This window comes from Metabacillus sp. RB-C-LZQ-3-1, assembly GCF_058315175.1.
Genome location: NZ_JBZFLI010000010.1, coordinates 69,706 through 96,230 on the forward strand (window position 1 = coordinate 69,706; position 26,525 = coordinate 96,230).

General features: G+C 35.0%; 22 protein-coding genes and 1 pseudogene. 16 read left to right on the top strand and 7 right to left on the bottom strand.

Features of this window, described 5'->3' with window-relative positions; all coding sequences use genetic code 11:
• Window positions 1-71 precede the first annotated feature (71 nt).
• Complete coding sequence (locus tag AC4GZ8_RS16255) at window positions 72-4,385, bottom strand: bifunctional 2',3'-cyclic-nucleotide 2'-phosphodiesterase/3'-nucleotidase (RefSeq protein ID WP_491082938.1); 4,314 nt, start codon at window positions 4,383-4,385, stop codon at window positions 72-74.
• A 227-nt stretch (window positions 4,386-4,612) separates the two neighbouring features.
• On the opposite strand from AC4GZ8_RS16255, the gene AC4GZ8_RS16260 reads away from it, so the two are divergent.
• The gene (locus AC4GZ8_RS16260) at window positions 4,613-5,848 is read left to right on the top strand and encodes an ATP-binding protein (protein ID WP_491082939.1); all 1,236 of its coding nucleotides are present in this window, start codon (window positions 4,613-4,615) and stop codon (window positions 5,846-5,848) included.
• Between the two features lie 43 nt (window positions 5,849-5,891).
• Here the strand turns inward: AC4GZ8_RS16260 and AC4GZ8_RS16265 are convergent, their stop codons facing one another.
• The gene (locus tag AC4GZ8_RS16265; protein ID WP_491082940.1) at window positions 5,892-6,413 is read right to left on the bottom strand and encodes a YpiB family protein; all 522 of its coding nucleotides are present in this window, start codon (window positions 6,411-6,413) and stop codon (window positions 5,892-5,894) included.
• Between the two features lie 127 nt (window positions 6,414-6,540).
• On the opposite strand from AC4GZ8_RS16265, the gene AC4GZ8_RS16270 reads away from it, so the two are divergent.
• The 3 genes from AC4GZ8_RS16270 (at window position 6,541) to megL (ending at window position 9,337) form a co-directional block, all read left to right on the top strand.
• Window positions 6,541-7,140, top strand: coding sequence for a class I SAM-dependent methyltransferase (locus AC4GZ8_RS16270; RefSeq protein ID WP_491082941.1), 600 nt, complete (start codon window positions 6,541-6,543; stop codon window positions 7,138-7,140).
• A 106-nt stretch (window positions 7,141-7,246) separates the two neighbouring features.
• Entirely contained in the window at window positions 7,247-8,056 is an 810-nt protein-coding gene (mutM, locus tag AC4GZ8_RS16275) for a DNA-formamidopyrimidine glycosylase (RefSeq protein ID WP_491082942.1), read from the top strand.
• A 96-nt stretch (window positions 8,057-8,152) separates the two neighbouring features.
• Window positions 8,153-9,337 carry a methionine gamma-lyase gene (gene megL, locus AC4GZ8_RS16280; protein WP_491082943.1) on the top strand — a complete coding sequence of 395 codons (1,185 nt, stop codon included), beginning with the start codon at window positions 8,153-8,155 and terminating at the stop codon, window positions 9,335-9,337.
• A gap of 99 nt (window positions 9,338-9,436) precedes the next feature.
• Here megL and AC4GZ8_RS16285 read toward each other — a convergent pair whose 3' ends face one another.
• The gene (locus tag AC4GZ8_RS16285; protein WP_491082944.1) at window positions 9,437-9,607 is read right to left on the bottom strand and encodes a Spo0E family sporulation regulatory protein-aspartic acid phosphatase; all 171 of its coding nucleotides are present in this window, start codon (window positions 9,605-9,607) and stop codon (window positions 9,437-9,439) included.
• A 369-nt stretch (window positions 9,608-9,976) separates the two neighbouring features.
• Between AC4GZ8_RS16285 and AC4GZ8_RS16290 the strand changes: the two genes are divergently transcribed.
• The 8 genes and pseudogenes from AC4GZ8_RS16290 to AC4GZ8_RS16325 all read left to right on the top strand — a co-directional run.
• Window positions 9,977-10,210, top strand: coding sequence for a hypothetical protein (locus AC4GZ8_RS16290; protein ID WP_491082945.1), 234 nt, complete (start codon window positions 9,977-9,979; stop codon window positions 10,208-10,210).
• 4 nt (window positions 10,211-10,214) lie between these two features.
• Window positions 10,215-11,330 carry a GerAB/ArcD/ProY family transporter gene (locus AC4GZ8_RS16295; RefSeq protein ID WP_491082946.1) on the top strand — a complete coding sequence of 372 codons (1,116 nt, stop codon included), beginning with the start codon at window positions 10,215-10,217 and terminating at the stop codon, window positions 11,328-11,330.
• A complete protein-coding gene (locus AC4GZ8_RS16300; RefSeq protein ID WP_491082947.1) occupies window positions 11,327-12,934 on the top strand; it encodes a spore germination protein in 1,608 nt (535 codons plus the stop codon). The genes AC4GZ8_RS16295 and AC4GZ8_RS16300 overlap by 4 nt, the downstream gene beginning before the upstream one ends.
• Window positions 12,927-14,153 carry a Ger(x)C family spore germination protein gene (locus AC4GZ8_RS16305; protein ID WP_491082948.1) on the top strand — a complete coding sequence of 409 codons (1,227 nt, stop codon included), beginning with the start codon at window positions 12,927-12,929 and terminating at the stop codon, window positions 14,151-14,153. Before AC4GZ8_RS16300 ends, AC4GZ8_RS16305 begins: the two co-directional genes overlap by 8 nt.
• A gap of 131 nt (window positions 14,154-14,284) precedes the next feature.
• The gene (gene dcuS, locus AC4GZ8_RS16310; RefSeq protein WP_491082949.1) at window positions 14,285-15,889 is read left to right on the top strand and encodes a DcuS/MalK family sensor histidine kinase; all 1,605 of its coding nucleotides are present in this window, start codon (window positions 14,285-14,287) and stop codon (window positions 15,887-15,889) included.
• Window positions 15,886-16,605 (top strand): response regulator, encoded by a 720-nt coding sequence (locus AC4GZ8_RS16315; protein ID WP_491082950.1) that lies wholly within the window; start codon window positions 15,886-15,888, stop codon window positions 16,603-16,605. Before dcuS ends, AC4GZ8_RS16315 begins: the two co-directional genes overlap by 4 nt.
• A 558-nt stretch (window positions 16,606-17,163) precedes the next feature.
• A complete protein-coding gene (locus tag AC4GZ8_RS16320; RefSeq protein WP_491082951.1) occupies window positions 17,164-18,483 on the top strand; it encodes a 2-hydroxycarboxylate transporter family protein in 1,320 nt (439 codons plus the stop codon).
• A 309-nt stretch (window positions 18,484-18,792) separates the two neighbouring features.
• Window positions 18,793-18,891 (top strand): annotated as a pseudogene (locus AC4GZ8_RS16325) (excisionase family DNA-binding protein); the annotation flags it as partial.
• A 119-nt stretch (window positions 18,892-19,010) separates the two neighbouring features.
• Here the strand turns inward: AC4GZ8_RS16325 and AC4GZ8_RS16330 are convergent.
• The 4 genes from AC4GZ8_RS16330 to AC4GZ8_RS16345 all read right to left on the bottom strand — a co-directional run bounded on the left by AC4GZ8_RS16330 (window position 19,011) and on the right by AC4GZ8_RS16345 (window position 22,459).
• Window positions 19,011-19,562, bottom strand: a complete 552-nt coding sequence (locus tag AC4GZ8_RS16330) for a GNAT family N-acetyltransferase (protein WP_491082952.1) — start codon at window positions 19,560-19,562, stop codon at window positions 19,011-19,013.
• 189 nt (window positions 19,563-19,751) lie between these two features.
• Window positions 19,752-20,201, bottom strand: a complete 450-nt coding sequence (locus AC4GZ8_RS16335; protein ID WP_491082953.1) for an SgcJ/EcaC family oxidoreductase — start codon at window positions 20,199-20,201, stop codon at window positions 19,752-19,754.
• 865 nt (window positions 20,202-21,066) lie between these two features.
• Window positions 21,067-21,579, bottom strand: coding sequence for a ferritin (locus tag AC4GZ8_RS16340; RefSeq protein WP_491082954.1), 513 nt, complete (start codon window positions 21,577-21,579; stop codon window positions 21,067-21,069).
• A gap of 169 nt (window positions 21,580-21,748) precedes the next feature.
• Window positions 21,749-22,459 (bottom strand): DUF421 domain-containing protein, encoded by a 711-nt coding sequence (locus AC4GZ8_RS16345; RefSeq protein ID WP_491082955.1) that lies wholly within the window; start codon window positions 22,457-22,459, stop codon window positions 21,749-21,751.
• Window positions 22,460-22,628: 169 nt separating this feature from the next.
• Between AC4GZ8_RS16345 and AC4GZ8_RS16350 the strand changes: the two genes are divergently transcribed.
• The 4 genes from AC4GZ8_RS16350 to AC4GZ8_RS16365 all read left to right on the top strand — a co-directional run bounded on the left by AC4GZ8_RS16350 (window position 22,629) and on the right by AC4GZ8_RS16365 (window position 26,519).
• On the top strand, window positions 22,629-23,111 hold the full coding sequence (locus AC4GZ8_RS16350; RefSeq protein ID WP_491082956.1) for a ferritin-like domain-containing protein: 483 nt from the start codon (window positions 22,629-22,631) through the stop codon (window positions 23,109-23,111).
• A 159-nt stretch (window positions 23,112-23,270) separates the two neighbouring features.
• A complete protein-coding gene (locus AC4GZ8_RS16355) occupies window positions 23,271-23,537 on the top strand; it encodes a ferritin family protein (protein ID WP_491082957.1) in 267 nt (88 codons plus the stop codon).
• Window positions 23,538-24,293: 756 nt separating this feature from the next.
• The gene (locus AC4GZ8_RS16360; protein ID WP_491082958.1) at window positions 24,294-25,256 is read left to right on the top strand and encodes an alpha/beta hydrolase; all 963 of its coding nucleotides are present in this window, start codon (window positions 24,294-24,296) and stop codon (window positions 25,254-25,256) included.
• A 249-nt stretch (window positions 25,257-25,505) separates the two neighbouring features.
• Window positions 25,506-26,519 (top strand): BMP family ABC transporter substrate-binding protein, encoded by a 1,014-nt coding sequence (locus AC4GZ8_RS16365; RefSeq protein ID WP_491082959.1) that lies wholly within the window; start codon window positions 25,506-25,508, stop codon window positions 26,517-26,519.
• Window positions 26,520-26,525: the final 6 nt, after the last annotated feature.

Genomic DNA, 26,525 nt, shown 5'->3' on the forward strand with positions numbered 1-26,525 from the left:
TGATTTATTAAAGTAAAATTTTATATAGGTAATTAAAAAAGGCTTGTCGCATCTGCGACAAGCCTTTTGGATTATTGACTGATTACCTTTTTACGTTTGATAAAGTAGAAAATTACACCAGCAATTAATACAGCAAGACCTGCTATTAACAGGTTAAAGCTATTTGTCGCTGTAATAGGCAACGGGTTGTTGCTATTGTTATTATTAGATTTATTCGGATCAGTATGATCATCAGAGTGATTGTTAGGTGGTGTATCTGAGTCGTTCGTATCATCACCTTGATCAGGTGTTGACCCATCATTTGAATCATCATCAGGATTTGAGCGTTCTGATTCCATTACTGTATATACACTAAAATGATCGACCCATGCATAGACCTCAGCTAAATCCGAATCGTAGTAGCTTTCTTGCAGCTCCCACTCATTGGTTTCTTCATTTAAATAGAAGATCCCAGGATTTTTTGCTTCTGCAGAATCTATTGTAAAGCCAAGTGTTACTTCATCTTGGAATTCTGTAATAAGTTCATTGTTTTGTAAAATGTTAAAATCGTACATATTCGTAAGTGTGTCTGTATCAGAACCCAGGTTTTCGATACTAATGATAGCAGCACCTTCACCAAAGTTTGACGCAGGAATGTTTAAGTACAAATACTCATTAAATAATTCAATCGCCGCATTTTGGGCTTTTAAAAATGCGATTTGCTCTGCAGTTAAAGATACCTCAATTGTTGTAAGGTCTTGAGTTTCTGTCAAATCAATTGGGAATGTTCCATTAACAGGAACTCTTTTCACTTCATCTAATGGTACTGTAGCTGTTGCTTTATCCCCATCAATTGATATCGTTGGTATGACTGGATCTATTACTTCAGTGATACGACCTTCAAGCTCGGATGTTACTGTCCCGATATTTTCTAAGTGACTAGTAAAGACATCATAGTCAACTAGGAACAATTCTTTCATACGTCCTTCATCTTTTGCTTTTTTCATAGCATCATACCCGTCACCGCCATCCGCCATATAAGCATTGGTTGCAACCGTATATGTTTTATCAGCTTGGATTGGCTCAAAGCCATTTTCAGTTTCAACATAGACGTCAATGATTCTTTCACCAACAGGTAGGCTGCGATTGAAGGAATATTTCAAACCAGAAACTTGAGGGAAGCGCCCGGCACCTTCTTCCACCTGACTAACACCATTTTCAAGTGATGCTATAATTTCATTGCCAGTTAAGTCGAGAGTAACAAGAGTATTTCCGAACGGCATTGTTGTTAAAACATCGCCTAAAGATATATCGCCTTTATCAATGGAGGCGCGAATTCCACCACCGTTTTGAATGGCGATTGTCGTACTTTTAATAAACTCCTGCGCTTTTGCAAGCATACCATCAGTAACCAGGTTACCAAGATTTGTTTCACGAGTTCGAACACTGTCTCGTTCTCCATCAAGGAATACATCTGATTTGCCTACAATTTGTTGCTTTAGCTCATCAATTGGACCTGATAAACTTGTTAACAATTCAGCTGCTTCTTGATCATCCTCAATAACATATTGGCCATGTTCATCTTGCTCATTTAAGTCAATCAGGTTGTCACTCCATGATGCTAAAACACCCTCATCATCAAATGAAAGATCTAATCGACCAAGGTAGTTGCTATACTCATTTGCTTGGACAACTAGAGTAGGTTCACTATCCTCATTAAATACTTCAGCTTCATCTAATTTAGTGTGAGAATGTCCTCCTACAATGACATCAATGCCATCAACTGATTCAGCAAGAACCCTATCATAGGTGTACCCCAGGTGTGTAAGTGCCACGATTTTATTGACTCCAGCTTTTTCAAGCATGTCTACAGTTTCTTCTGCACTTTCAAGATAATCTTCAAATACAATGTTTTTTCCAGGGTTAGCGAGTATGGCTGTTTCTTCGGTTGTTAAACCAAATACACCTACTTTTTCTCCGCCAACTTCTAATATTGTCGCAGGATAGATATTTCCACCTTGTCCCGGTTGTCCAATTTCATTTTTGAACAGGCTATTTAACGCGGCTTCTTTACTGTAGTCAATATTTGAACTTAAGATCGGGAAGCTAGCTTTTTTTATAAATTCCGCAAAAGTGGCAGGTCCTTTATCAAATTCATGGTTACCTGGAACCATTGCATCATACCCGATCATATTCATAAACTGAAGATCTGCAAGACCCTCATACTGATTAAAGAAAAGAGTACCGGAAAACACATCGCCAGCATCAAGTAAAATAGAGTTATCAACTTGTGAACGAATATCTTTGATTGCGGTAACCCTGCGAGCGATATTTTCTAAATGTGCATGTGTGTCGTTTGTATGCATTAATGTCATATTAAAGTTAGTTAAATCAGTTGAATTTAAATCAATTGAATATTTGGCATATCCATCCTCTAAGATACTTATAAAACGAATATCCTCTGTTTGTTCCGCATACTTTTCTGCTCCAGGAGCTGATTTAAAGACTGTTTTCACATTTCCGTTAATTGGAGCAAATGACCAGTTTTGATCTGCGGAAGGGTTAATGGTTCCATTATCACGAATATAATTAACTAGAACTTGTCTGTTTTCGTCTGGCGATTCAATAACGATGTTATCGCCGCCAGGATTTGCAATTGGTGTAAATGTTGCACGATAGTTATTCGTTGCTACGATGAATTCCTGTTCGAGATTAATAGGTTTTCCATTATATTGAAGGTTTACAATTCGCTCTGAATCATTAATCTTTTGATCTCCTGTATTATTATAACGTTGGGGCTTTGTCACATCGATCTGATATGTCACTCCATCGATAATATCGAAGTTATAACCAGGGAATTCAGTATGTGGTTTTACTAATTCCTGTTCTTCGACTTTTGCAGGATCAATTTGATTAAATTGTCCAGCCGTCCATTCTAACCACTCTTTTATTTCAGCGCCTGTTAATTTTAAGGCCATGACTGTATTGGAATACTTATAAAGAGATGAAGAATCCTTGATAGCAATATTACCAGCTGGTATTTCGGTAAAATCTGATGCCCCATCACGTCCTGATTTAAATGGTGCAGCAGCAGATAAAACTGGCAGGCCTTCGTAATCTGTTCCTTTAATGGCTTTTTCTATATAATCCTTTTGTGCATCTGATACAATTTGGACTGAAGGATCATCCTTTACTTGTGAAAAATAACTATAAATATCAGCAGATGTTTTGCCAACAGGTCCAGTTACATATTCAATTGTATCCTGGTGATCCTTGTTAATAGATTGAAGTACTTCTTGATCTGTTTCTGTCAATGATGCCTTGTTTGCACTATCATAGATTGCACGATTAGAAGATTGGGAGTCTTGTACAATCCATTTACCATTGTCATCTTGTTCTAGTGTTAAATCGATGATCCCTAAATGACTCCCCCAGAATCCTGGCTGTACTGCAGCAACTCCGTTAATGGTTCCTTTTTTATTATCGACACCGGTAATTCCTTCATAGTTAGACCCTGGGAAGGTTGTATGCGTATGACCAAAAAGAATAGCATCAATGCCCTCAACCTCGCTGAGTTGGTATACTTGGTTTTCATCCATCTCTTGGTAATTTGTTGATCCCAAACCAGTGTGCGCAAGTGCAACGATAATATCTGCGCCATCTTTTTTCAATTGAGGAATAAACTTTTCAGCGGACTGCTTGATATCATGTGTGACTATTTTTTTATCTAAATGAGCTTTGTCCCATTGGGTGATTTGAGGAGTAACAAAGCCGATAACACCAACTTTGATGGTGTGTTCTTGCCCATTTTCATCTTTCACAACTTTCTCAATAATTTCATAGGGATCAAAATAGTTTACATCATCAGATGGGTCATTGTTCCCGTCCCATTTATAAACATTTGCATTAACATAAGGGAAATCGGCTGTATTTACGCTCTTCTTTAAGAATTCTAAACCATAGTTAAACTCATGGTTTCCATAGGTTGCAAGATCATAATCTAATAAATTCATAGCATGATAAATTGCGTGGGTTTCATTAGCACCCCATTGTTTTACCTTTGCAATGTAATCACCAAAAGGATTACCTTGAAGTACATCTCCATTATCAAACAGTAAGCTGTTGTCTGCTTCTGTTCGGGCTTGCTTAATTAGAGAAGCTGTTTTTGCAAATCCTAGGGTGTTGTCTTCCTTTAGAGAATAATAGTCATAATTGACCATATTCGCATGAAGGTCGGTTGTTTCCATAATACGAAGGTGAACTGAAGCTGGTGTAGGGGTCTCTGCTGCGGACACAGGAAGAATAGCGTTCACAAAAGATGGAGCTAGTATTGCTAAGCTTAAAGACAATGCGACAGAACTTCTGAGAAACGTCTTACTAAGTTTTTCTCGAAACTTTCTCCTCACAATCATTTCCGCCTTTCAATATGAAAATTTTACACACAACTACATAATACTTGAAAAAATATGTAAAAAACATTAACGTTTTGTAAAATAATGCTATCATTTGTAAATTATTGAGTGAAATATGAGTAGTTATTCTTACATGGAATTCATAAAAATGTACCTAAATGAAAAAACATAGTCTGAATGTGCTATGATGAAAGAAAAATCTAGGTGAAGAGGATAACGAGATGAATCGATCAGGACAAATTATTCTGGTGTTAATATCGGTTTTGTTTACAGCCTATCAAACAGTAATGAAGCAAGAACCATTTCTTACGGTGGATTTTTTCATTTTTACTCTTATTGCATTTTTTGTCGGAAGGCAGTACGATCTTGCACGATTCTATGCGAAAAAAGCAAAGTTAAAAGATGAAAGTTACAAAAAGTTAGTGGATTCTTTTCCGGAATTAATTGTTATTCATGAAAAATATAAAATTTGTTATTTGAATGATGCAGCTTTAAAGATGATAGGAGCTAAAAACAAAGAAGAGTTGATTGGTCGTTCCATACTAGACTTTATTGTTCCAAAGTACAAAGGACGTGTGGAAGAAAGAATCAAAATGGCAAAAAAAGAAAACTCTCCATTAAGCAACATACAGTATGAATTAATACGAATAGACGGTACAACATTTTTCTTTGAAGGGTCCTCTATGAACATCTCGTTCGGGAAAAATGATGCCACCCTGACAATAGGTAAGGATATTACAGAAAAAAAGGAACAAACAGAAAAACTTCTACTGAAATCTGAAAAATTAGCATTGTTAGGACAAATGGCGGCTGGAATTGCCCATGAAATCCGAAATCCTCTTACATCAATAAAGGGCTTTGTTCAACTGTTTAAATCAAATCATCTACAAGAAGAATATTATAATATTGTGTTATCAGAACTTGATCGAATAAATGCAATTGTTGGGGAATTTCTTGTTCTTTCTAAACCAAGTGCCTCTATTTACGTTGAAAAGGATCTTAACGAATTGATGAAAGATGTCATGACTTTAATGAATTCTCAGTTGATGTTAAATAATGTGCAGATTTTCTCGGAGTTGGATTCAAACATTTCAAAGATCTGTTGTGAAGAAGCACAGTTAAAGCAAGTGTTTTTAAATCTGTTTAAAAATGCAATTGAAGCTATGCCGAATGGTGGAAATATATATCTGAAGGCAAAAGAGTCTGACGAGGGGAGGATCCTAATTAAAGTGATTGATGAAGGTGTAGGAATTCCACCTGAGCGAATCCCTACCCTAGGAGAGCCATTTTACACAACAAAGGAAAAAGGAACCGGGTTAGGACTTATGACTTGTTATAAAATCATTGAATCACATAAAGGACAATTATCAATACATAGTGAAGTAAATAAGGGAACAACAATTGAAATTGTTTTACCTACAATGACACAACCACTATTAAAAAGGGAATTTGTTTAAAAACTAACGCATAGAGCATCCTCTATGCGTTAGTTTTTTTATATTATTTCTGAATTTCTTTCAGTTTTTTTACCAATTCATGAAAGAGCTCTTCATTGCGGTCATCTAGTGCCTTGTTAATTTGACTTTTTAATAAGGCAATTTCAACGACAAGGTCAGTGGCTTTTGCATCTTTTTCAGATTGCTCATATTGTTTGATAGAATGAATGCGATGTGTTTCAACAAGCTGTGTATAACGATGGTCAGAATGTTTTCCGAAATAGTGAAGAATGATGTATATCTTTTCAGCAGGGTTGTTTATTAATGATCCAAAAGCTCTTGAAACATCTTCAGTTTTGAGACCGTTGGTGTAAAAGTGAAAGCCGGGTTCATCAGAACTGACACTGGAGATAATAATGGTGCGTTCTTTAGGGTGTACTGAATCAGTAAAAGATAGGTTCTTGAGGATGTGATGGTTCTTTTGAATATATTCAATAAGTCTTCGTGCTTCCTTGTTTTTTAATTGATGATGGTCTAAAAACCATTTAAGAAATTCACCTTTTTTAGTGGTTGATATCCAATTCATTATAGCCCACCTTACTATCAATCTTTTTATCTATCATAACACACAGTTGTTTACGTATGTATTGATCTGTTTTGATGTGGTGCGAACAATGTTAGAATGATGGTGGTTGCTGCAAAGGAGAGAAGAAATGACAGAAAAATATGACCGTTTACTTGATATTGATACGGGTGACGAGCAAAAGGGTTTTCATAAATCTTTTCATTATCACCGGTACGAACCAACACCTTATAAGGGCTTAGAACAATTATTTCATCACTATAAGTTGACGGAAAGTGATCGTTTAGTTGATTTTGGATGTGGTAAGGGAAGGTTGCCTTTATTTGTGCATTACTTATTTCGCACATCAGTTGCAGGAGTTGAAATGGATAGAAGATTTTATGATGCAGCTGTAAAGAACCGTGCCCGCTATATTTCAAAAACGAAGAGAAATGGGAATAAGGTTATTTTTCACCATTGTTTGGCTGAGGAATATCCAATTAACTCAGCTGATAATCGATTTTATTTTTTTAACCCGTTTTCGGTTCAAATTTTTATGAAAGTGATCAATAACATCTTACTTTCAGTCGAAAAAACGGAACGAAATATTGAATTAATTTTATATTATGCAGCAGAAGATTACCTCTATTTTTTGGAAAACCAAACCCCATTCATGTTAAAAGAAGAGGTTAAAATAGATGGATTATATGAGCATAATTCTAATGAAAGGTTTTTAATATATCAATTATAAGGCTAAAGCGGCACTTTATGAATGAACGAAAATAGATAGAGGTACATGTTTTTATCCTTAATATCAAATACTAAAAAAACTTTTAGTATTTGAGAGGGTGTTTCCTATGCCTGAGTTACCTGAGATGGAAAATTACAGGCGGATTTTTGAAAATAAGCTTGTAGGAAAAACGATTCAGCTTGTAGAAGTGACGAGAGAGAAGTCAATAAATAAACAAATTCCTGTTTTTATCGATGAAGTAAAAGGTCGAAGGCTAGTTGCTGTAGAGCGCCGTGCAAAGCATTTGGTTTTCAAGCTGGATTCGGGTGGGAATTTATTGTTGCATCTTATGCTCGGAGGGCTGATGTACATTGGAAATGAACATGACAGCCCTGATAGAACAAAGCAGGTTACTCTTACTTTTGAAGACTGCCAGTTGTTTTTTATAGGATTACGTTTAGGATATCTACATCTTCTTACTGACCATGAGGTTAAGCAGGAGCTACTGGATTTGGGGCCTGAGCCTTTGGGTTCAGAATTTCAGTTGCAACCGTTTGATGAACAGCTTAAAAAGAAAAGAGGAGCACTGAAAACCACACTTGTTAATCAAAAATTCATTGCTGGGATTGGGAATTTATATTCAGATGAAATTTGTTTTGAGGCGAGGTTGTTACCAACAAGAAAAGGTAATGAACTATCTTCTCAGGAACGAGCTTCATTATTTCATGCGATTCAAACGATATTAAATAGAGGGATAAAATATGGCGGATATATTGAAATGCCTGTATGTAAAGAAGATGAACTAACTGGAAAGTATAATGATCATCGTCTTATATATAACCGGGAAGGTGAACCATGTCCTAGATGCAAGTCTACAATAGTAAAGGATGAGATCTCCTCTAAAAAATCTTTTTTCTGTTCTCAGTGTCAAACATAACCTATTAGATGTTGAGGGTCTCCCTTTGAAGGGTACTATCTGATTTAGGAACCTATTCGGGCTGTTGAAAATATCCTATATCAAGGGGGGAGTCCTATGGAAGAAAAAGAGTACCGATTTGCCACAAAGGCGATTCATGCAGGCTATGACCCAAATGAGCATCAAAATAGCTTGACCCCGCCAATTTATCAAACATCTACATTTGCCTTTCCTACAGTAGAAAATGGGGCAAATAGATTTGCTGGAATGGAAGAGGGGTATATTTATTCCAGATTAGCTAATCCGACGGTGACAGTGTTAGAAGAACGAATGGCTCAGTTGGAAGGCGGAGAAGCTGCCCTTGCGTTTGCTTCAGGGATGGCAGCTGTCTCAGCAGTTCTCATTGGAATAACGAAAGCGAATGATCATATTCTTTGTTCGAAGGGAGTTTATGGCTGTACATTCGGTTTATTAGAGTTGTTGAAAGAAAAGTATCACATAGACTACACATTTTCAGATTTGTCCTCAGAGGAAGAAATTACTTCAAACATAAAAGAAACTACAACTTGTATTTATATCGAAACCCCGATAAATCCTACGATGAGTTTGATTGATCTAGATAAGGTTGTCACAATTGCAAAGGAAAGAAACATTAAGGTTGTCGTAGATAATACCTTTTGTACTCCATATTTACAAACACCGATTATGATCGGCTGTGATCTTGTTATTCATAGTGGTACAAAATATATTGGAGGTCACGGGGATGTGATTGCGGGAATTGTAGTAGGAGACAAAAATACAATTCATACTTTAAAAAAGACGACTCAAAAGGATATAGGCGGAGTTATCTCCCCATTTGATGCATGGTTACTGCTTAGAGGACTTAAGACTTTAGCAGTTCGTATGGATCGACATTGTGAAAATGCAGAGAAAATTGCCATGAAGCTAAAGGCACATCCAAAAATTAAAGAAATTTATTATCCTAAAGATCCTAATAACTCTCAATATCATATTTTTAAAAAACAGATGAAACATGGTGGAGGATTACTGTCTTTTGAAGTAAATGGAACATTTGATGATGCTGTTAAATTTGTAAATCATTTAAGGCTCGTACCAATTGCAGTTAGCTTAGGTGATGCCGAAACGTTAATTCAGCATCCTGCTTCAATGACACATGCTGTTGTGCCTGCGCAAATAAGGAAGGAAATGGGGGTTTCCGACACCTTGCTTCGTCTCTCAGTAGGTCTTGAAGCCTGGGAGGATATATGGCAAGACATTGAATCTGCTTTAAATATTATATAGCTAGTAGCAAAAGGCTGCTAGTTTTTCATGTGATCATAAACAAGTTGGTAGGACAGTGTTTTCTTGAGTGATCACGCATAGAGGATCTGCCCTAATAAATTAGCTGCATGACTTTAGAAGTAATTGTGTTTCCAGTATAAGTCTGTCTAATTCCTCGCTGTACTTAATTGTTTCGGGATTGCTCAGCCCTTTAGTTTGGGCAGTTGCGATCATTAATTTTCTGACAATATCTATTTTTTGACCTAAATCCTCGTTTATATTATTCATCATTTTTCAAAGCTCCCATACTTAACAGATCGTATATACCTATTATTATTGATTTTTTCCCATTTTGGAATGCCTTCGACAATCAATCTATCGAATAGACAAAATTTTTATTGTTTTAGACAATTTTTTTTACCGCTCCCTTTACTGTAGCTAGTAAAATAAACCTTTTCGGAAATAAAACTTTTGGCTCTTTTATACTAAAAAAACCATTTTTGTCCATAATAAATGATATATCGATGGAGTAGGTTTGATATCAATTAGCACACCTCTTTCTTCAGCCCAAAGATTTTTTGGGCAGAAGGTCAGGTCTATCGTTTCTGAAAGTGCTGCAAAAATTGTCTTAATAAAAAACGGGTTTAAGGTGTGTAGCAAATGAGAGCGCTTATGTTTCTTATAATATTTGTTCTACTAAGTCTATTGATTGCTCAGATTGATGCGTATCTTTTTGAAAGTAATTTATTTAACCAATTAAAAACACTTTTATCAATTGACAATGGGTCAAATAAGTGGATGATTTACACATTTCTATTAATAGGACTTCTTTATTCTGTAGGGAATAGTATGAAAGAAAAACTACAAAAATTAAAAAACATAGGAAGTAAGTAGAATAATGAAGCAGCAGGTAGAGAAAATTTCACTTTGGCAGCTCTATATTCTTATTATTTGTTTTCAAATCGGAAGTGCAGCACTAGTTGGAATTGGAAATGAAGCCAAGCAGGATGCTTGGATTGCCGTTATTATTGGAACTTTATTTGGAATTGCCATTATGCTTTATTATTTATTTCTCCTTTCAAAGGTACCAGGAAAAAATCTATTTGAGCTGTTTGTCTTTTGTTTTGGAAAGTGGGTAGGGAAGTTTCTGACCCTTTTATATGTCATCTATTTCTTTTATATTTCAGCAAGGGTACTGCGGGATTTTTGTGAGCTTTTGGTTTCCACCATCTTTGAGGTGACTCCATTGGAGGTCATCTCAATAACGATGATGCTTGTGATTGTCTACATTTTTCAGCATGGGTTAGAGGTGCTAGGAAGAACAAGCGAGGTTTTCTTTCCGTATGTTGTAGCGTTTATTGTCATGACAGGCTTAGGGATATGGTTTTCAGGTGAGTTTGAAATGAGTAATATACAACCAATATTGGGTGATGGTTTTAAACCTGTTTTAAAGGCCCTTTTTCCAACAATGATAACATTTCCTTTTGGCGAGGCTATCACCTTTATGGTGATTTCTGCCTATATTGGAACAAAGAAAAATATAAAAAAAGTGAGCGCGGTTGGTGTCCTTACCAGTGGAATCTTGCTTACATATGGAGCTGTCATCCAAATAGCTACTTTAGGTGTGGATGTAAAGGATCGTGCAAATTTCCCATTATTAAGTGCATCACGTGAAATTTCACTATTAAATTTTATCGAACGTGTAGATTTAATTATCGTGTTCTTTGTAATGTTTGGAATCATTGTAAAGGTAGGAATCTTTTTTTATGGAGGATTAAAGGGGCTTGAGTTAATAACAAATAAGCCTTATCGAAGTATGACATTACCTATGGGATCACTTATCGCCTTCTTCACAGTTGTGATAAGTCACAATTTTGTTGAACATATAGAGGAGGGGTTAGTGTTTGTTCCATTCTATTTACATATCCCTTTTCAATTTGGCATTCCTTTGCTTCTATTGCCCTTTATTTTATGGAAAACAAGGAAAAAACAAAAAAAGGAGTCTAGCTCATGAGTAGTTTTTCATCTTTGTTTACTAGAAGAAAAAACAAAAATAGAGGAAGAATCTCTCAAAAGGAGATTTATGATAAAGAAGGTATACCAAAGCATTTTGACTTAAATTTAGAGAAAAATTTAAAAAGTATGCAGGAGCTTTTTAATCAAACATCTGATTATGAAGAAATTGAGATTAAAATTGGGGATCTAAAGGGCTGTGTTTGTTACTTAGGTACGACCTTGAATAAAAGTGAGCTAAATACGCATGTATTAGAACCATTAAGAGCAGCATTTAAGCAACCGAAGACAGAATCACATAAAGATATCGATTATGTTAGGGAGGCTTTTTTCCCGGCGGTTTCTTATAAATATGGGGAAACACTTCATCAGCTTGTTTGGCAAATGCTAAACGGTTATGCCATAATCATGCTCGATCAGCATAACAGGGCTTTGGCGTTAAACATTGGCGGAACGGATAAACGGTCAATAGAGGAGCCAAGTACACAAACGATTATTCGTGGTCCGAAGGAGGGGTTTGTAGAGGATATCAACACGAATATAGGTCTTATTAGGAAAAAAATAAAAAATCCACGGCTAGTTTTTGAAGAATTTAATGTTGGAATTGATTCAAATACGCAGCTGAAGATTGGATATATGAAAGGGATTGTTAATGAGGACATACTTAGTGAAGTGAGGCAAAGAATAAGTAAAATTAATGCCTCAGGTATTCTGGATACTGGAAATGTAGAAGAGTTTATTTCAGATGAAACTTTTACTTTTTTTCCGTTAGTTTTTAATAGTGAGCGGCCTGATAGCATAAGCGGAAATATATTAGAGGGGAAAATAGCGATTCTCCTTGATGGATCACCGTTTGTGTTGATTGTCCCATCCGTTTTTACAGATTTCTTTCAGTCGACAGAGGACTATTATCAACCTTTCTTTATGACAAGCTTTATAAGGATTATACGATATATGTCATTTATGATCACACTAACGTTCCCTTCTTTATATGTAGCGATTACTACTTATCATCATGAGTTAATGCCAACTCCTCTTTTGATTAATTTGCAAAGTCAGAGAGAAGGGGTACCGTTTCCTGCAGTAATTGAAATTTTAATGATGGAGCTTACGTTTGAGGTATTAAGGGAAGCGGGAGTTAGAATGCCGCGTGCTGTCGGTCAAACATTATCTATTGTTGGCGCTCTTGTTATCGGACAAGCAGCAGTTGAGGCGGGCTTGGTTTCAAACGTTTTAGTTGTGGTTGTTGCATTTTCAGCAATTGCAAGCTTCGTATCCCCTATTTATAATTTTTCGATTGCTGCAAGGTTGATACGGTTTATTCTCATCATTATGGCGGCATCATTAGGGCTTTACGGAATTCTCCTTTTACTCATCATTATGGTTATTCACCTGGTAAGTTTACGGTCATTTGGAATCCCATATTTGACTCCAGTTGCTCCGTTTAAGATGAAAGACCAATCGGACATCTTTATTCGAGTTCCAATTTGGGGTGATCGTTACCGTCCAACATATTTAATGACAAAAGCACCAGTAAAGACAAAAAAATCACCCCCGCCTTCTGCTCCTAAACAAGACTCTGGAGGGAAAAAGGAAAATGAATAAAAAAATCCTGTATGCAGTTTTTTGCCTCCTTTTTTTTATGACTGGGTGCTGGGATCGTGAAGAGCTTGATGATATCTCGGTTGTAACAGGAATGGCAGTCGACCCTGGAGAAGAAAAGAAGTATCGTATGACAGTAGAGGCTATTAATTCAGCCGAATTTGGCAGACAAAGTGCGCAAGGTGATGCGCCTGTTCTTACTTATACATTAGAAGGGGATTCTCTTTCAGAACTATCACATAAAATGAATGTTGGGCTTACCCGTAAACTGGTCTTTTCCCATACAAGGGTTCTCTATATTAGTGAAGAGGTCGCAAAAGGCGGGGTTTTTGGGTTTTTAGATTTTCTTGAACGAAGTGGACAATTTCGAAATGATTTTAGTATTGTGATCACAAGCGGTTATCCTGCATCAGAATTTACAAAAATCACCTATCCAGTTGAGAAAAGTCCCTCTTTGAAGCTAAGTACTCAAATTAATGCTCTAACTGAAGAATGGGGAGGAAACCCTGATGTTCAATTATATGATTTTATTACATCCATCATTTCAAAAGGAATTAATCCTGTTGCAGGAATGATCTCAATGAGAGGAGATCCAGAAAAGGGACAAACTGTGGAAAATAATAAAGACCTTTCTCCGGATGCATTGGTATATGCTGATGGGATGGCTGTTTTTAAAAATGATAAAATGGTTGGAAGACTATCTTTAGAAGAAACCAGAGGATACCTTTGGACTAAGGATTTGAGACATACAAGTCTGAGTATTAAATGTAATTCAGAAACAGCTGATTCAAGTGAAGAGGAATTTTTTTTAGATGCTCGAATCATTAGATCAAAGGTTAAATTAGGAGCTAAATATCAAAATGACCGACCAAAAATCAATGTAAAAATTAATGGTGAAGCAAAGATCCAGGGGACACAATGTCCAAATGATTTGACCAAAATTAATGTCTTTGCCGAGCATGAAAAGCTTATTGAAAAATTCATAAAAGATGAAATTACCCAACTCATTATAAAGGTTCAGAAGGAATACGGAGTAGACATCTTTGGATTTGGGGAGTCTCTCAATAGGCAGGATCATAAAAAATATAAAGAAGTTGAAAACAAATGGGATAAAGAATTTGCAAAAGCTGAACTGGACGTTAAGGTAGATATCCAGTTATTGAGAGCCGGAATAAAAAATAAGAGCTTTAATGCAGACATAGAAGAAAGAAATCAAGAATAAAAAGCCAATTCACTCACGCTGATGTGAATTGGCTTTTTTATATGATACGATCTTTCTTAAACATGAGAGTAAGGATTTCCGTTTGCTATAATAAACTAAGATTATGCTTTTGAAGGTTTAGAGGTGAGGTTTTGGGAAAACGGAAATTTAAACTTAGCACAATTATAATTATGTTTGTTTGTTTAGTTGTTCTTCTATCATTACTTATAACAGACCTTTTAGTAAGCCGTACAGTTACAGAGACGATTCGCAACAATCAGGAGGAAAAGGCAAAGATTGTGTCAAGAACTGTTGCGAAATCAATTATTGTCATAAATGCTTTAGAGGACGAAAATGCGAAATTAAATGATATACAAGATTACACAATGGATATTCAGAAAGCTGCAGATGTAATGTTTGTTGTTGTAATGGATATGAAAGGAATAAGGAAATCTCACCCTGACCCTAAATTAATTGGGAAAAGATTTAAGGGTGGAGATGAAGCAACTGTTTTGAACGGCAAGGAGCATGTATCGATTTCTGAGGGGACATTGGGGAAATCACTTCGGGCTTTTACTCCAGTTTTTCGTTCAGACGGTGAACAAATTGGAGCGGTTGCTGTTGGAATTTCACTTAATAGCGTGGAAGAGGCCTTAGATAAAGGGCATCGAACAATTATTATTGGAACAATCATCGGTATTTTAGCTGGTACTCTCGGAGCCATTATCCTAGCTAAATATATAAAAAGGATTTTGTTTGGCCTCGAGCCATTCGCAATCGCAAAAATACATCAAGAAAGAAATACGATGCTGCAATCTGTTCGTGAAGGAGTATTGGCAGTAGATAATCAAGGTGTGATTACTCTCATAAATAAATCAGCTCAGGAAATATTTAAACATACTGGCTTACCGAAAGACCCTGTTGGGATGAAAATATCCGAGTATCTGCCTATCTCGAGCTTAGATCGTGTATTGAAAACAGGAAAAGCTGAGCGTGATGTAGAGTTAAATATCAATGGGGTTTCCATCCTTGTTAATAGGGCACCGCTTATCGTAAATGAGCAAATTGTTGGAGCCATTTCTACATTCAGAGATAAAACAGAAGTAAATCAATTAGCTGAGCAGCTGACTGGTGTGAAAATGTATGCAGATGCATTACGAGCACAATCACATGAGTTCATGAATCGACTGCATGTTATTTTAGGGATGGTTAAAATGAATAATCATGAAGAGTTGGAACAATTTATTACACAACTTGTTGACCATCATCATTATGAAGCCCAACAGGTGCTAAAAAATATAAAGGACCCCGCCTTTGCAGGATTCTTAATGGGGAAACTGAGCTTTGCCAGGGAAAATAAAGTAGATATGAAGATTGAAAGTGATACAATCATTCCCGAACCACTAGACTCAAAGACAACTCATGAATTAATTACGATTTTAGGAAATTTAATTGACAATGCCATTGAGGCTATGAGTGATCTTGATGAGAAGAAAGTAAATGTGTTATTAAATTATGAAGAAGATACTCTGCAAATAAGAGTTCGAGATTATGGGATAGGGGTTAACTTACAACAGTTTCCTACATTATTTGAAAAAGGATTTTCCACAAAAGGTGAAAACAGAGGATATGGACTTTATCTTGTGAAAAATAGTATTGAGCAGTTAGGTGGATCTTTACAAATAAATGTAAGAATAGAAAAGGGAACAGAGTTCATCATTTATATTCCATATAAACAAAAGGAGAATAAATCATGATCAAAGTGTTAATTGTAGACGATGATCCAATGGTTGCAGAATTTAATAAGCGGTATTTACATGAAATGGAGGGGTTCACTTTGGTGGACGTGGTTCATTCTGTAAAAGATGCGCTAAACTGCATCCAACATCACAAAGTCGACCTTCTTCTATTAGATATATATATGCCTAATGAAACAGGTTTATCTTTGCTAAGACAAATAAGAGAAAAAGAGCAGAATATAGATGCCATTTTAATTACGGCTGCCTCTGGTGTAGACCAAATACAAGAGGCGCTTAGGTATGGTGCCATTGATTATCTGATTAAGCCATTTGAATTCGAACGCTTTCAGCAAGCATTGCTTAAATACAAAGAGACGTATGATTATTTAAATAAGCGCGAGAAGATTAATCAACAAGATTTAGATCAACTTTTATTACTTAAAGAAGAAAAGAGCAGACAGGAAAAGATGGTCAAGCCATTACCAAAGGGATTGTCTAAAAAAACACTTAAAACAGTAGTTGAAGCTGTAAAAGCTCAAGGCAAAAAACCTTTCTCAACTGAAGATATAGCAGATGTAACGGAAATATCAAGAGTCTCTGTGAGAAAATATTTGAAGTTTCTAAGTGATATATATGTGATTGATGAGACATTAACATATGGAATTGGAAGACCATTGCATTCTTATTTATTAAACTCAAAAAAACAAAATATACTTAAAGACTATATAGATTAAAGCAGCCAACCTAGGTTGCTTTTTTTAATTTCATAAATATTAATAGTTTCTAAAGATATGAAATATCTGAATATTCAAGTAAACTAAAGTGGATATTTGAAAGCGGTTACCATAAAGCTTGATAGCCTAGTCATTTTAATAAAAAGGTCTTTTGTAAAATATTTTTGTTTTATAAAGGTTTTTGTACAAAACTATATAGGTTGATTGGAGCGAAAGGTGCGAGACTCCTGTTAGAAATGCGGAAGCGCCTTGATCAGCTCAGAATAGAAGGCGTTCTTTGCCTTCAATTCTAAATTGGCTTATGACCTCGAGGCAGTCCAAATCGCGACGTCCTGTCGCATTGACTGCACTTGCACGTCCTGTGCTTCGGGGCTAGGCGCTGGAGCAAGACAGTGGGAGCTGTGGGACAGGTGAGACCCCACAGGCGCAAGCGCCGAGGAGGCTCACCGCCCACCCCACGGAAAGCGAGCAACCTGGAGCGGAAATCAACCTAGCAACACTTATTACAAAGCAACAAATTTTGCTAAAACAGCCTGGAAAGTAAAAGGAGGAGAGGGAATGGAATCAACAGCAAAAAACATTCAGTTTGATACGAAGGATCAAGTTAAACAAATTCCTGCAAAATCACAATTGAAAATTTTTAATACACCAGTTTTATGGTTTGCTATATTTGGAATCATTACGCTAGTAAGCATGTATACAGGAAATCTGCCAGGAGGTATGATTGGAAGCTTACTTGTCATGATTGTTTTAGGAGAAGCATTTGGATGGTTGGGTGATCGTACTCCGATTGTTAAAACATTTCTTGGCGGAGGGGCAATTGTTGCTATTTTTGGTTCTGCATATATGGTTTACAGTGGAATCCTTCCTGAAGACATTACAACATCTATAACTGATTTTATGACAACAGGAGGATTTTTAGATTTTTATATTGCAGCATTAATTACAGGTAGTATTTTAGGAATGAATGCAAAAATATTAGTGAAGGTAGGATTACGTTATTTTATTCCTATTTTTGGTGCTGTTATCGGTGCAATTATGATTGCCGGGATTTTTGGCAGTTTAGTAGGTTTCTCTCTTCAAGATGCCATTTTAGTCATTACAATGCCTATTATGGGCGGAGGAATGGGAGCTGGAGCTGTCCCGATGAGCCAAATTTATTCTGAAATGTTAGGGAATGAACCGAGTTATTATATTTCTATGCTTGTCCCTGCTTTAGCTTTAGGAAATGTTTTTGCCATTGTATTAGCAAGTGTACTTGATATGGTCGGTAAAAAGTTCCCATCCTTAACAGGGAATGGCCAATTGATACAAGGGTTTAAGTATGAAAAAAGTGAGCAAAAATATGATATTGGAAAAATGGGTGTTGGATTATTAGCTGCATTAACCTTCTTTACTATTGGCAATTTGCTAGGTGACTTTTTGCCGTTACATCCTTATGCCATCATGATTATCATGGTTGCTATTGCAAAAATAGCCAATGTCATCCCTCAGGTTGTTCTTGAGGGGGCTAGTCAATGGTATCAATTTGTAGCCAGCAACTGGACATTTGCTCTACTATTTGGGATTGGAGTTGCTTATACAGATTTAAACACTGTCCTTCAAGCATTATCATTCCAGTATATTTTAACCGTTTTTGGTGTAGTGTTAGGAGCAATTATCGGAGCGGGGCTGCTAGGGAAGCTAGTAGGATTCTATCCAATCGAGTCAGCTATTACAGCAGGTTTATGTATGGCAAACATGGGTGGAACAGGAGATGTTGCTGTACTCTCTGCATCAAAAAGGATGGAGCTAATGCCATTTGCGCAAATTTCTTCAAGATTAGGAGGAGCATTGATCTTATTACTATCAGGATTAATTATTCCGTTACTTATATAAATAACACTAATAGCATCAGGTGGTCTAAGCGCCCGGTTTTTTTTTATGTAAAGGTAAGAAAGTATAAAATTTGTACTTAGTTTTAGTAGTAGCTCCGAAGCACAGGACGTGCAAGTGCAGTTACTGTGACAGGACATCGCGTTTGTAACTGCCTCGAGGTCTAGCCAATTTGGAATTGAAAGAACGCCTTCTATTCCAATTCTTCTTAATTGCCCAAGGCTAATCAAGGCGCTTGCGCTTTTCTTATTTTATTGTAACAATCGTTTATATTTACTATGATAGTATCGAATAAAGGAAAGGTGGATGTGTATGTATTTAACAGTTCAGGAAACAGCAAAGTACTTATCTTTATCAGAGGAGCAAATTAAAAAATTAATTCTTGAAAAAAAGATTAGGGCTCTTTTTGATGCAATTGCTGAATAACACTTCATAGATGTAAAAAATAAAGTCGTTTAAAAATCTAAGTGATCTTCCACATTCGCGCTCTATTGTGGAAGATCACACCGTTTATAAGTCTTCTCTAGTTTTTATATAGTATGGAGCAATTCTTTAATATCTGCTGAAAGAAAACTGTATGAATAGGTATCATAAAAACTATCTTTTACATGAGCCCAGTTACGCAATATCCCTTCATTTTTAAAGTTAAGTTTCTCCAATAATTTACATGATGCTATATTTTCTAAAAAAACATAAGCAGAAACTCTTTCTAACTTCCATGTTGTAAATATCTCTTTTAGAAATAGAGTTAATATCTTAGTGGCAAAACCTTTTCCCTGATGTTCAGGTAACACAATGTAATCTATTTCTCCACGACAATGTTTTGAATTGTATTTCTTCAAAGTGACGAAACCTATTAGAATATCTGTATCCTTTAGGTAAGCTACATATCTAATTTCTGTCTTTTCCTTCTTCAAATTTATATTTTGATTTATAATCCCCAAAACTTCCTTTTTATCTTTTAAAGGATTTCCACCAAAGGTTTGCATTGCTTCTTCATTAGAATAACAATCAAACATTCCTTTTAAGTCTTTCTCAGCTATTTGTCTCAAAATTAATCGCTTACTAGATATATTTGACAATACCTTCTTCTCTTTTCGCTAAGAGCTTTTCTATATAGCTTTATATTTTAACATAAATATCCAAATTAAGAGGGAGAGTTCGTAAAAGTCTGACCTTATAAATAAAACAAGCACTAATAGAGCTTAAATACAAATAATTGTCTTTGTTATACGGTTATATTCCCAGATCTACTTGGATCATGTTTCAAATTATGAATTAACTGGAGGAGTTTCTTGGATAAATGTATTCTGTCCTGCGGTGACATGCCATGTTCCCTGTTCTTTGACCAAAACATAAATAGCGAGACTGCACTGCCCGTCTTTTATCACTTTCCCTTCAGAGGTCGTAGGATATTGGCGAATATGTGCAATAGCTACATCTGGGCTCACAAATTTAATGCTTTCAACCTTGTATAAAGCATATGAGTTGCTGAGTGGTCCGGCTAAGAGAATTTTGTGCGTTTCATTGATTTGCTCCCAACCTGATAGCTGGGTGCCGACAACATTGACCCAGGTAGCATTTTGAGCGAAGTGACTATCTAATTTATCTGCATCATGTTGATTAAATGCTACCTCCATATTGGTGATTGTTTGGTGGATTGCATCGATTTCTTGTTGCCGTTCCTCACTTGAGTTATGAACATCAAAATTTTTAGTCATATTTATTTATCCTCCTGATTTAAGATTATAAGGATTATTAATTTGATATCTTTAGTTTATTAATTTAATGGAATTGTTACATCCAACAATGGCTGCATCTTCTTTCATTCTAAAGTATGATTATATCCATTGTTCAACGATACAGCTTGATAAGCCTTACTCAATTGAATGGCCTTTTAAATGAAAAAGAGCGACATCCTTATTCAAGAATCCCGCTTGATTGCTGAAAATCGTTAATTCAATGAATTGCGATGTAAGAGAACATCCCTAGTATCACTTGAGCATAATTTATCGTTTAATCACATTATGTGTTTTTTATTGAGTTACGGGAATTTCATTTCATAAAAAGATCCCTATTTTATATATTAGTCCATACGACAATGAAATGATATGCATAGGTTATATAAGATTAAAACAGATCCTATAATTAGGAGCAATTTTTCAGTTACTCATTAATTAATATAATAACTTTAAAGAAGGTGTCATTAATGTATCATAATATCACCACTGGAATACATCCAGGAAGCCCAGGAGCATGTACTGCATTCTATAACGGTCATACTCTTTATAATCACCATAACAATCCCAGTCTTCAAACGAATCATCAGAGTAATTATAACGGTAATTATCTGCCATATTATCCTCAGCACTCAATCCCTACTTGGATACAGCCAGCAGCTATATTTTCTCAATTCTATCCTTATAGGTAAATCGCACGTAAATGTTATCATTTTTTACTTTTATCGTCTAACTATTGATTCTAAAGCTATGCTTATTTCCAAAATACCTTTTGTCCATTAAGATAGGTAACAAAAGGGAGTTGTCGTAATGACAACTCCCTAATTACTTTTGATGTTTTATACCATCATCCTGCAGCTACTGTACCATTTTGCCTTTGGCTAAGTTCTTGATCAATAAGTAGTAATGCAGACGGATTATTATCTGCTAATTTCAAGCGTTCTACAATGGTTAAAGATTGTGCTTCTTCATCAATTTGTTCTCTTAAAAAATCTTGTATGATTACTGTTGTTTGTGGATCAATTTGTTTAACATAATCATACGCTTGACGATATGAGTTTGTAACGTATTGCTCGTGTTCAAGAACTCTTTGAAATGTTTCAAGAGGTGTTCCAAAATTACTAGGCTGAGCAGGTACTTCACTTAGTTTAACTACCCCATCTTTTCCTGATAAGTAATCGACCAAGGTTAACATATGTGTTCGTTCTTCCTCAGATTGTAATCTTAACCATTTTGCCATACCACTGTAGTTTTTCCAGTCCATATATGCTGACATAGCTAAATATAAAGTTGTCGAAATATGTTCAATTTTTATTAAATTATTAATGAGCTGTTGTACTTCTTCTCTTACCACTCCCATTCAATTGATTTTAAGTCCATAATAGGTTATGACCTATTAATAATTATGTTCTCGGAAATTTTCCTATCACTAATAATTTTTATCATAGGAATCACAAAGGGAGAGAAAGAAATTTATAAATAGTGTACTTGCACGTATTCCTTCATAACTTTTAGTAACAACCAGCTGTTTATTCTTGATCAATGGGTGAAGGAATATGGTCCTTATATGTATCAACATACAGATTACCATTAGCAGAAAGGACTGCATATAAAACGTCATTTTCTGTAAGGTCACGCTTCCTTAATTCTGAATGCAACCATAATTCTGTTAGGTTATTCTCTTCTAGGTTATTCTTTATTACTTCTCCATCCATTATAAGTTCAATTGGTAAGTTGGATTCAGGGGTTATTGTTACCATTAAATCTTGCCTGGTAACATTTCTGAACTGAGGTTTTTTTAGGACTGTTAATGTTCCGTTAGTTTCTACTATTGCAAACAGTACTTCCTCAATTTCAAATACATCCCTTTCTCTTAATTGTTGATTTAAATAATCTAATGTATAACGTATCTTATGCATATTTTTTTCTAGTATTTTTCCGTTTTGAATAACAATCGTTGGATCACCTGCTAAAAGTTTTCGTCCTTTTCTACTTTTTAAAGAAATTAGTGCAATCAAAAAAATAACCATGACATAAATACTAAATGCTATGACAGTATGGTGGATTTTTATAGATGTATTAAAGGCTAAGTTTGCAGATATAGCTCCTAATGAAATCGAAGCGACAAAGTCAAACATTGTCATTTGAGAGATTGTTTGTTTACCCAGAATTCGGGTTCCAATTAGTAATAGTCCGAATGACATTATAGATCTCAAGATAACCTCAACATGTTCAGGCATAAAACCCCTCCCTGTTAACCTTTTTCCCTTTTTCATTAATAGAATAACCTTTTAACTCAAATTAAAACATTTAAGAGACTATCCGTTCACATGTGCTTAAATGAACATGCACAAGAACCTATACATAAAGCATAAGATAAGTTGATAGTTAAACAGAAGGAGGACAATCATGGATTCAAATCAATCTTTATATTATTACGTTCCACAGTATACTGATTATTATCGTACATCAAATGACATTCAACTTGTAAATCAAATTCAAAAAGCAATTAATGCGGAGTATAGTGCAGTAGCTTGTTATGAAAAGTTAGCCAAGATGGCACCTACAAATGAAGAAAGGAACAGAATACTTGAAATACAAAAAGATGAAAAACGTCACCTTGAAGAGTTTAGCAAGATTTATTCAAACTTAACAGGAAGACATCCAACTTATAAGATCGTCGAAGGATGTCCAAATCAGTATAAAGCAGGAATAGAATTTGCTCTTAATGATGAACAAGAAGCAGTTGATTTTTATTTAGATATAACTGATAAGGCACAAGCACCTCTTATTAAAGACAGATTTAGGAGAGCAGCAGCAGATGAACAAAATCATGCTGTATGGTTTTTGTTTTTTTTTCAAAAAATCAAAGGTAATATACCGTCAAGCTGAAAATTATGGTGCAAAAGGGGCATTAAGTTCCTCCACATTTACATTATCACAAATGTTGACTTATGCCCTTCAGGATGAATACCTAGCACAAGAAGATATGATAATATCCTAGGAACCTTTGGGTATATTCGTACATTTGCTCAAATAAAAGAAGCTGAAATGAGACATATAAATGCATTATTCTCCCTCTTTGAACGTTATCAAGTGCCGATTCCAGAAGATAAATCACAGTCATTCGTTACAACCCCTGAAAGTGTTAAAGGAGCATATGCTGCTGGTGTTCAAGGTGAAATAGAAAATATATCTATGTATGAAAAATTCCTATCATTTAATATCCCTAACGATGTTAGAACAGTTTTTTCACAACTTCGTAACGCATCTTTAAATCATCTTGCAGCATTTGAAAGAGGTCTTGCCAGGCTTTAAGTCATTGATATCAATTTTTATGAGGTCTATAAAAATAAGAAGGGGGTTCTCTCCTTCTTTTTCTTAAATCTATCACCCTGTTAGTTTATATATTAGATGGAATTGTATGCTGAAATTATTTTTAACGTAGGAGATAATTTAACAAGACACATTGAATAAGATCCTTAACAGGTCTTGTAATTTTTCTGTTTTTCTATACACAAGTATAATGATATAAACAGAGTTTTTAATACACTAAATATTGTTAAATTAATTTTCAATAAAAGAATTAGATCTTATCGATGTTACACTAGTATAAAATTTGTTGAATATATTATGAAAAACTCTCAGTATCAATTTATTTTTTAAATATTAATATAAATCTAAGGGTTAATATGGTAAATTCTATTATTACTTTTATTTTTGTCCCTAATGAAGTTTTATCCCTTTAATAATGGTTATTAAAACAGTGGTTTGGGGTTTTATCCCATAATTAATTCTAATATACATAGAATATTTGATTAATAAGGAACAATTTAATACACATCTTGAACAAATGGAAAAATATAAAAAGTTAGTTGAAGAGTATATGAAAGAGCCGATTCCAGAGGATATTGATGTGAAAGATGAAGACTAATTTTTTGTCTGATAAGGAAGTTTTAAAGAAAAGCTGAACTTGGCAACAAGCCAAGTTTTTCTAATTTTTAAAAGGAATGACATTAGTTCAGATAAATGTTATTATTATTAATAATGATAACATTAAAAGGGGATAAATAAATGTTCGAAATTAGAGAAGAGTCAGTCTCCATTATTCATGATATTACATTAAAGGGAACGATGGCTATTCCGTCAAATGATTCTGATAAATACCCTGCTATATTATTAATTAATGGGTCTGGTGGAGCAGATCGCGATGGGAATATGAAGAAACCTGCAATACAATCAAATTTGTATAAAGAATTAGCTCATTTTTTAACTGGGTTAGGCTTTATTACACTTAGATATGATAAAAGAGCCGTTGGGGAAAGTGAAGGAGATCCAATCAAATCCGGCATGTTGGATTTAGTTCGTGATGTGAAAGAAATGATTCTTTTTTTGAAAAAACATCCAAAGGTAGATCGTGATAAGATTTTACTCTTAGGACACAGTGAAGGATGTATTATCGGTACGATTGCACATGAACAACTGCCAGTTGCCGGTTTAATACTGCTTGCTGGAGCAGCAAGTAATTTAGAAGAGCCAATGGCTTATCAAAACCAGCAAATTATTGAAGAAATAAAGCATGTAAAAGGTATAAAAGGAATGATTTTGAGAGGACTTGTTACGGAAGCAAAAATAAAAAAACAGTCTAATGATCTTAAGAGAAAGATAGAGCAGTCTCAGAGTGATACAATGAGGTATCAATTAAAAAAGCTGCCAGTAAAGTGGTTTAGAGAACATTATTCTTTTTCAATAGAAAGGATTATGGATATCCTTAAACAATCTCAATGTCCTATTTTGGCCATCACAGGTGATAAGGATGTACAGGCAAATTCAGAGGACTTAAACAGAATCAAGCAACTTGAAAAGCCGAACGCAACAGCTATTGTCATCCCAGACATGGATCATATGCTGAAGGAATTTAAAGGGAAAAAGACAGTCTTAAATCTTTTAAAACAATACAAAAAAGAAGAAAAGGACCCAATTCATCACCAACTAAAGGAAGAATTAAAGAATTGGTTAGTAAAAAACTATCTCTAAAGTGTTAAAGAAGGCTCAGTGTAGAATAACGCACTGTGCCATTTCTTTAAAAAGTTCTTATTTAAGAACATTTTATTGCTGAGAGTAATGAAAAGGGAATAATTATTAGCTGAATTTGGAAATTTCCATAAAGAGAAAGAAAATTAAGAATGTCGAATTATGTAGATATTTCGAGTGAATGTATAGCTTAGGAATGAATTGTTCGCTATAATGATACACATAACGTACATTTTTTAGGGAGAGAAAAGGATGCTGCAACAATCGACACAACTTAGATTCATTGGCATAATAGCAGTGATTGTTGGAATTGTCTTTATTAGTATAATTGGATTTAAAATGAAAGAAATCATCTCAGAAGCTGTAACCACCAATTCTGATGGAAAAACAAATGTAGCGATTATAACAACAGATGTGATTGTAGACCAAAGTTGGGGAAGTTTGGCATATAAAGGGAAACTTAAAATGGAGGAGCTTTTCCCAGTCAATGTGACACTTTATAGTGAAATTAACACAAATCAGTTAATAAAAGATACAATAAAAGAAGCTATAAATAATCAATCTAAAGTGATTATCGGACATGGTCGAGAATTTTCAAATATCTTTACAGAAGCAGCAAAAAAGCATCCGGATATTCATTTCATAACCCTGCATGGTACATCAAAGTATCCGAATCAATCAGTTTATACGTTTGACCAAGGAGAGATTGAGTACTTTGCTGCACTTGCTGCATCGAAGGTGACCAAAACGAATAAAGTTGGGTTAATTGATTCTTTTGACTCTAGAGAAAGAAATCCGGAGTTTGAATCTGGATTAGCATATTATAACCCAGAAATTGAATTTTATTATCGATATGTTAATAGTAGAGACGATGGTGACAAAGCTTCAAAAATACTTCAAGAGTTGATAGATGAGGGAGTTGATGTTGTCTATAGTAAGGGAAACTCTTACAATAGAGATATCATAGACTTGGCTAAAAAGTCCGGAATATATGTTATTGGCTACCTTGATGATCAATCGTATATGGGGAAAAATCATGTCATTACTAGCGTGAAAAACGATGTATCACAAGCATATATTGTGATGATGGAAGATTACTTTAGTAAGGATGGAATCCCTCATGGACAAGTTATGCTTAGTGCTGAGCATGGTGTGTATAGTTTAGCTCCATTTGGTCCAATGTTAACAAATAAAGATAAACAGTTTATCGAAAATGAAATAGAAAAATTTAAAAAAGGAGAGATTAGCTTTCCTTCCATTAAGTAAGGAGGA

Bases quoted from the DNA above. Each gene is read 5' to 3' on its own strand.
- AC4GZ8_RS16260 (WP_491082939.1), top strand. From the start codon at position 4,613: ATGAATCGATCAGGACAAATTATTCTGGTGTTAATATCGGTTTTGTTT.
- AC4GZ8_RS16265 (WP_491082940.1), bottom strand. From the start codon at position 6,413: ATGAATTGGATATCAACCACTAAAAAAGGTGAATTTCTTAAATGGTTT.
- AC4GZ8_RS16270 (WP_491082941.1), top strand. From the start codon at position 6,541: ATGACAGAAAAATATGACCGTTTACTTGATATTGATACGGGTGACGAG.
- mutM (WP_491082942.1), top strand. From the start codon at position 7,247: ATGCCTGAGTTACCTGAGATGGAAAATTACAGGCGGATTTTTGAAAAT.
- megL (WP_491082943.1), top strand. From the start codon at position 8,153: ATGGAAGAAAAAGAGTACCGATTTGCCACAAAGGCGATTCATGCAGGC.
- AC4GZ8_RS16285 (WP_491082944.1), bottom strand. From the start codon at position 9,607: ATGATGAATAATATAAACGAGGATTTAGGTCAAAAAATAGATATTGTC.
- AC4GZ8_RS16290 (WP_491082945.1), top strand. From the start codon at position 9,977: ATGAGAGCGCTTATGTTTCTTATAATATTTGTTCTACTAAGTCTATTG.
- AC4GZ8_RS16295 (WP_491082946.1), top strand. From the start codon at position 10,215: ATGAAGCAGCAGGTAGAGAAAATTTCACTTTGGCAGCTCTATATTCTT.
- AC4GZ8_RS16300 (WP_491082947.1), top strand. From the start codon at position 11,327: ATGAGTAGTTTTTCATCTTTGTTTACTAGAAGAAAAAACAAAAATAGA.
- AC4GZ8_RS16305 (WP_491082948.1), top strand. From the start codon at position 12,927: ATGAATAAAAAAATCCTGTATGCAGTTTTTTGCCTCCTTTTTTTTATG.
- AC4GZ8_RS16315 (WP_491082950.1), top strand. From the start codon at position 15,886: ATGATCAAAGTGTTAATTGTAGACGATGATCCAATGGTTGCAGAATTT.
- AC4GZ8_RS16320 (WP_491082951.1), top strand. From the start codon at position 17,164: ATGGAATCAACAGCAAAAAACATTCAGTTTGATACGAAGGATCAAGTT.
- AC4GZ8_RS16335 (WP_491082953.1), bottom strand. From the start codon at position 20,201: ATGACTAAAAATTTTGATGTTCATAACTCAAGTGAGGAACGGCAACAA.
- AC4GZ8_RS16340 (WP_491082954.1), bottom strand. From the start codon at position 21,579: ATGGGAGTGGTAAGAGAAGAAGTACAACAGCTCATTAATAATTTAATA.
- AC4GZ8_RS16345 (WP_491082955.1), bottom strand. From the start codon at position 22,459: ATGCCTGAACATGTTGAGGTTATCTTGAGATCTATAATGTCATTCGGA.
- AC4GZ8_RS16350 (WP_491082956.1), top strand. From the start codon at position 22,629: ATGGATTCAAATCAATCTTTATATTATTACGTTCCACAGTATACTGAT.
- AC4GZ8_RS16355 (WP_491082957.1), top strand. From the start codon at position 23,271: ATGAGACATATAAATGCATTATTCTCCCTCTTTGAACGTTATCAAGTG.
- AC4GZ8_RS16360 (WP_491082958.1), top strand. From the start codon at position 24,294: ATGTTCGAAATTAGAGAAGAGTCAGTCTCCATTATTCATGATATTACA.
- AC4GZ8_RS16365 (WP_491082959.1), top strand. From the start codon at position 25,506: ATGCTGCAACAATCGACACAACTTAGATTCATTGGCATAATAGCAGTG.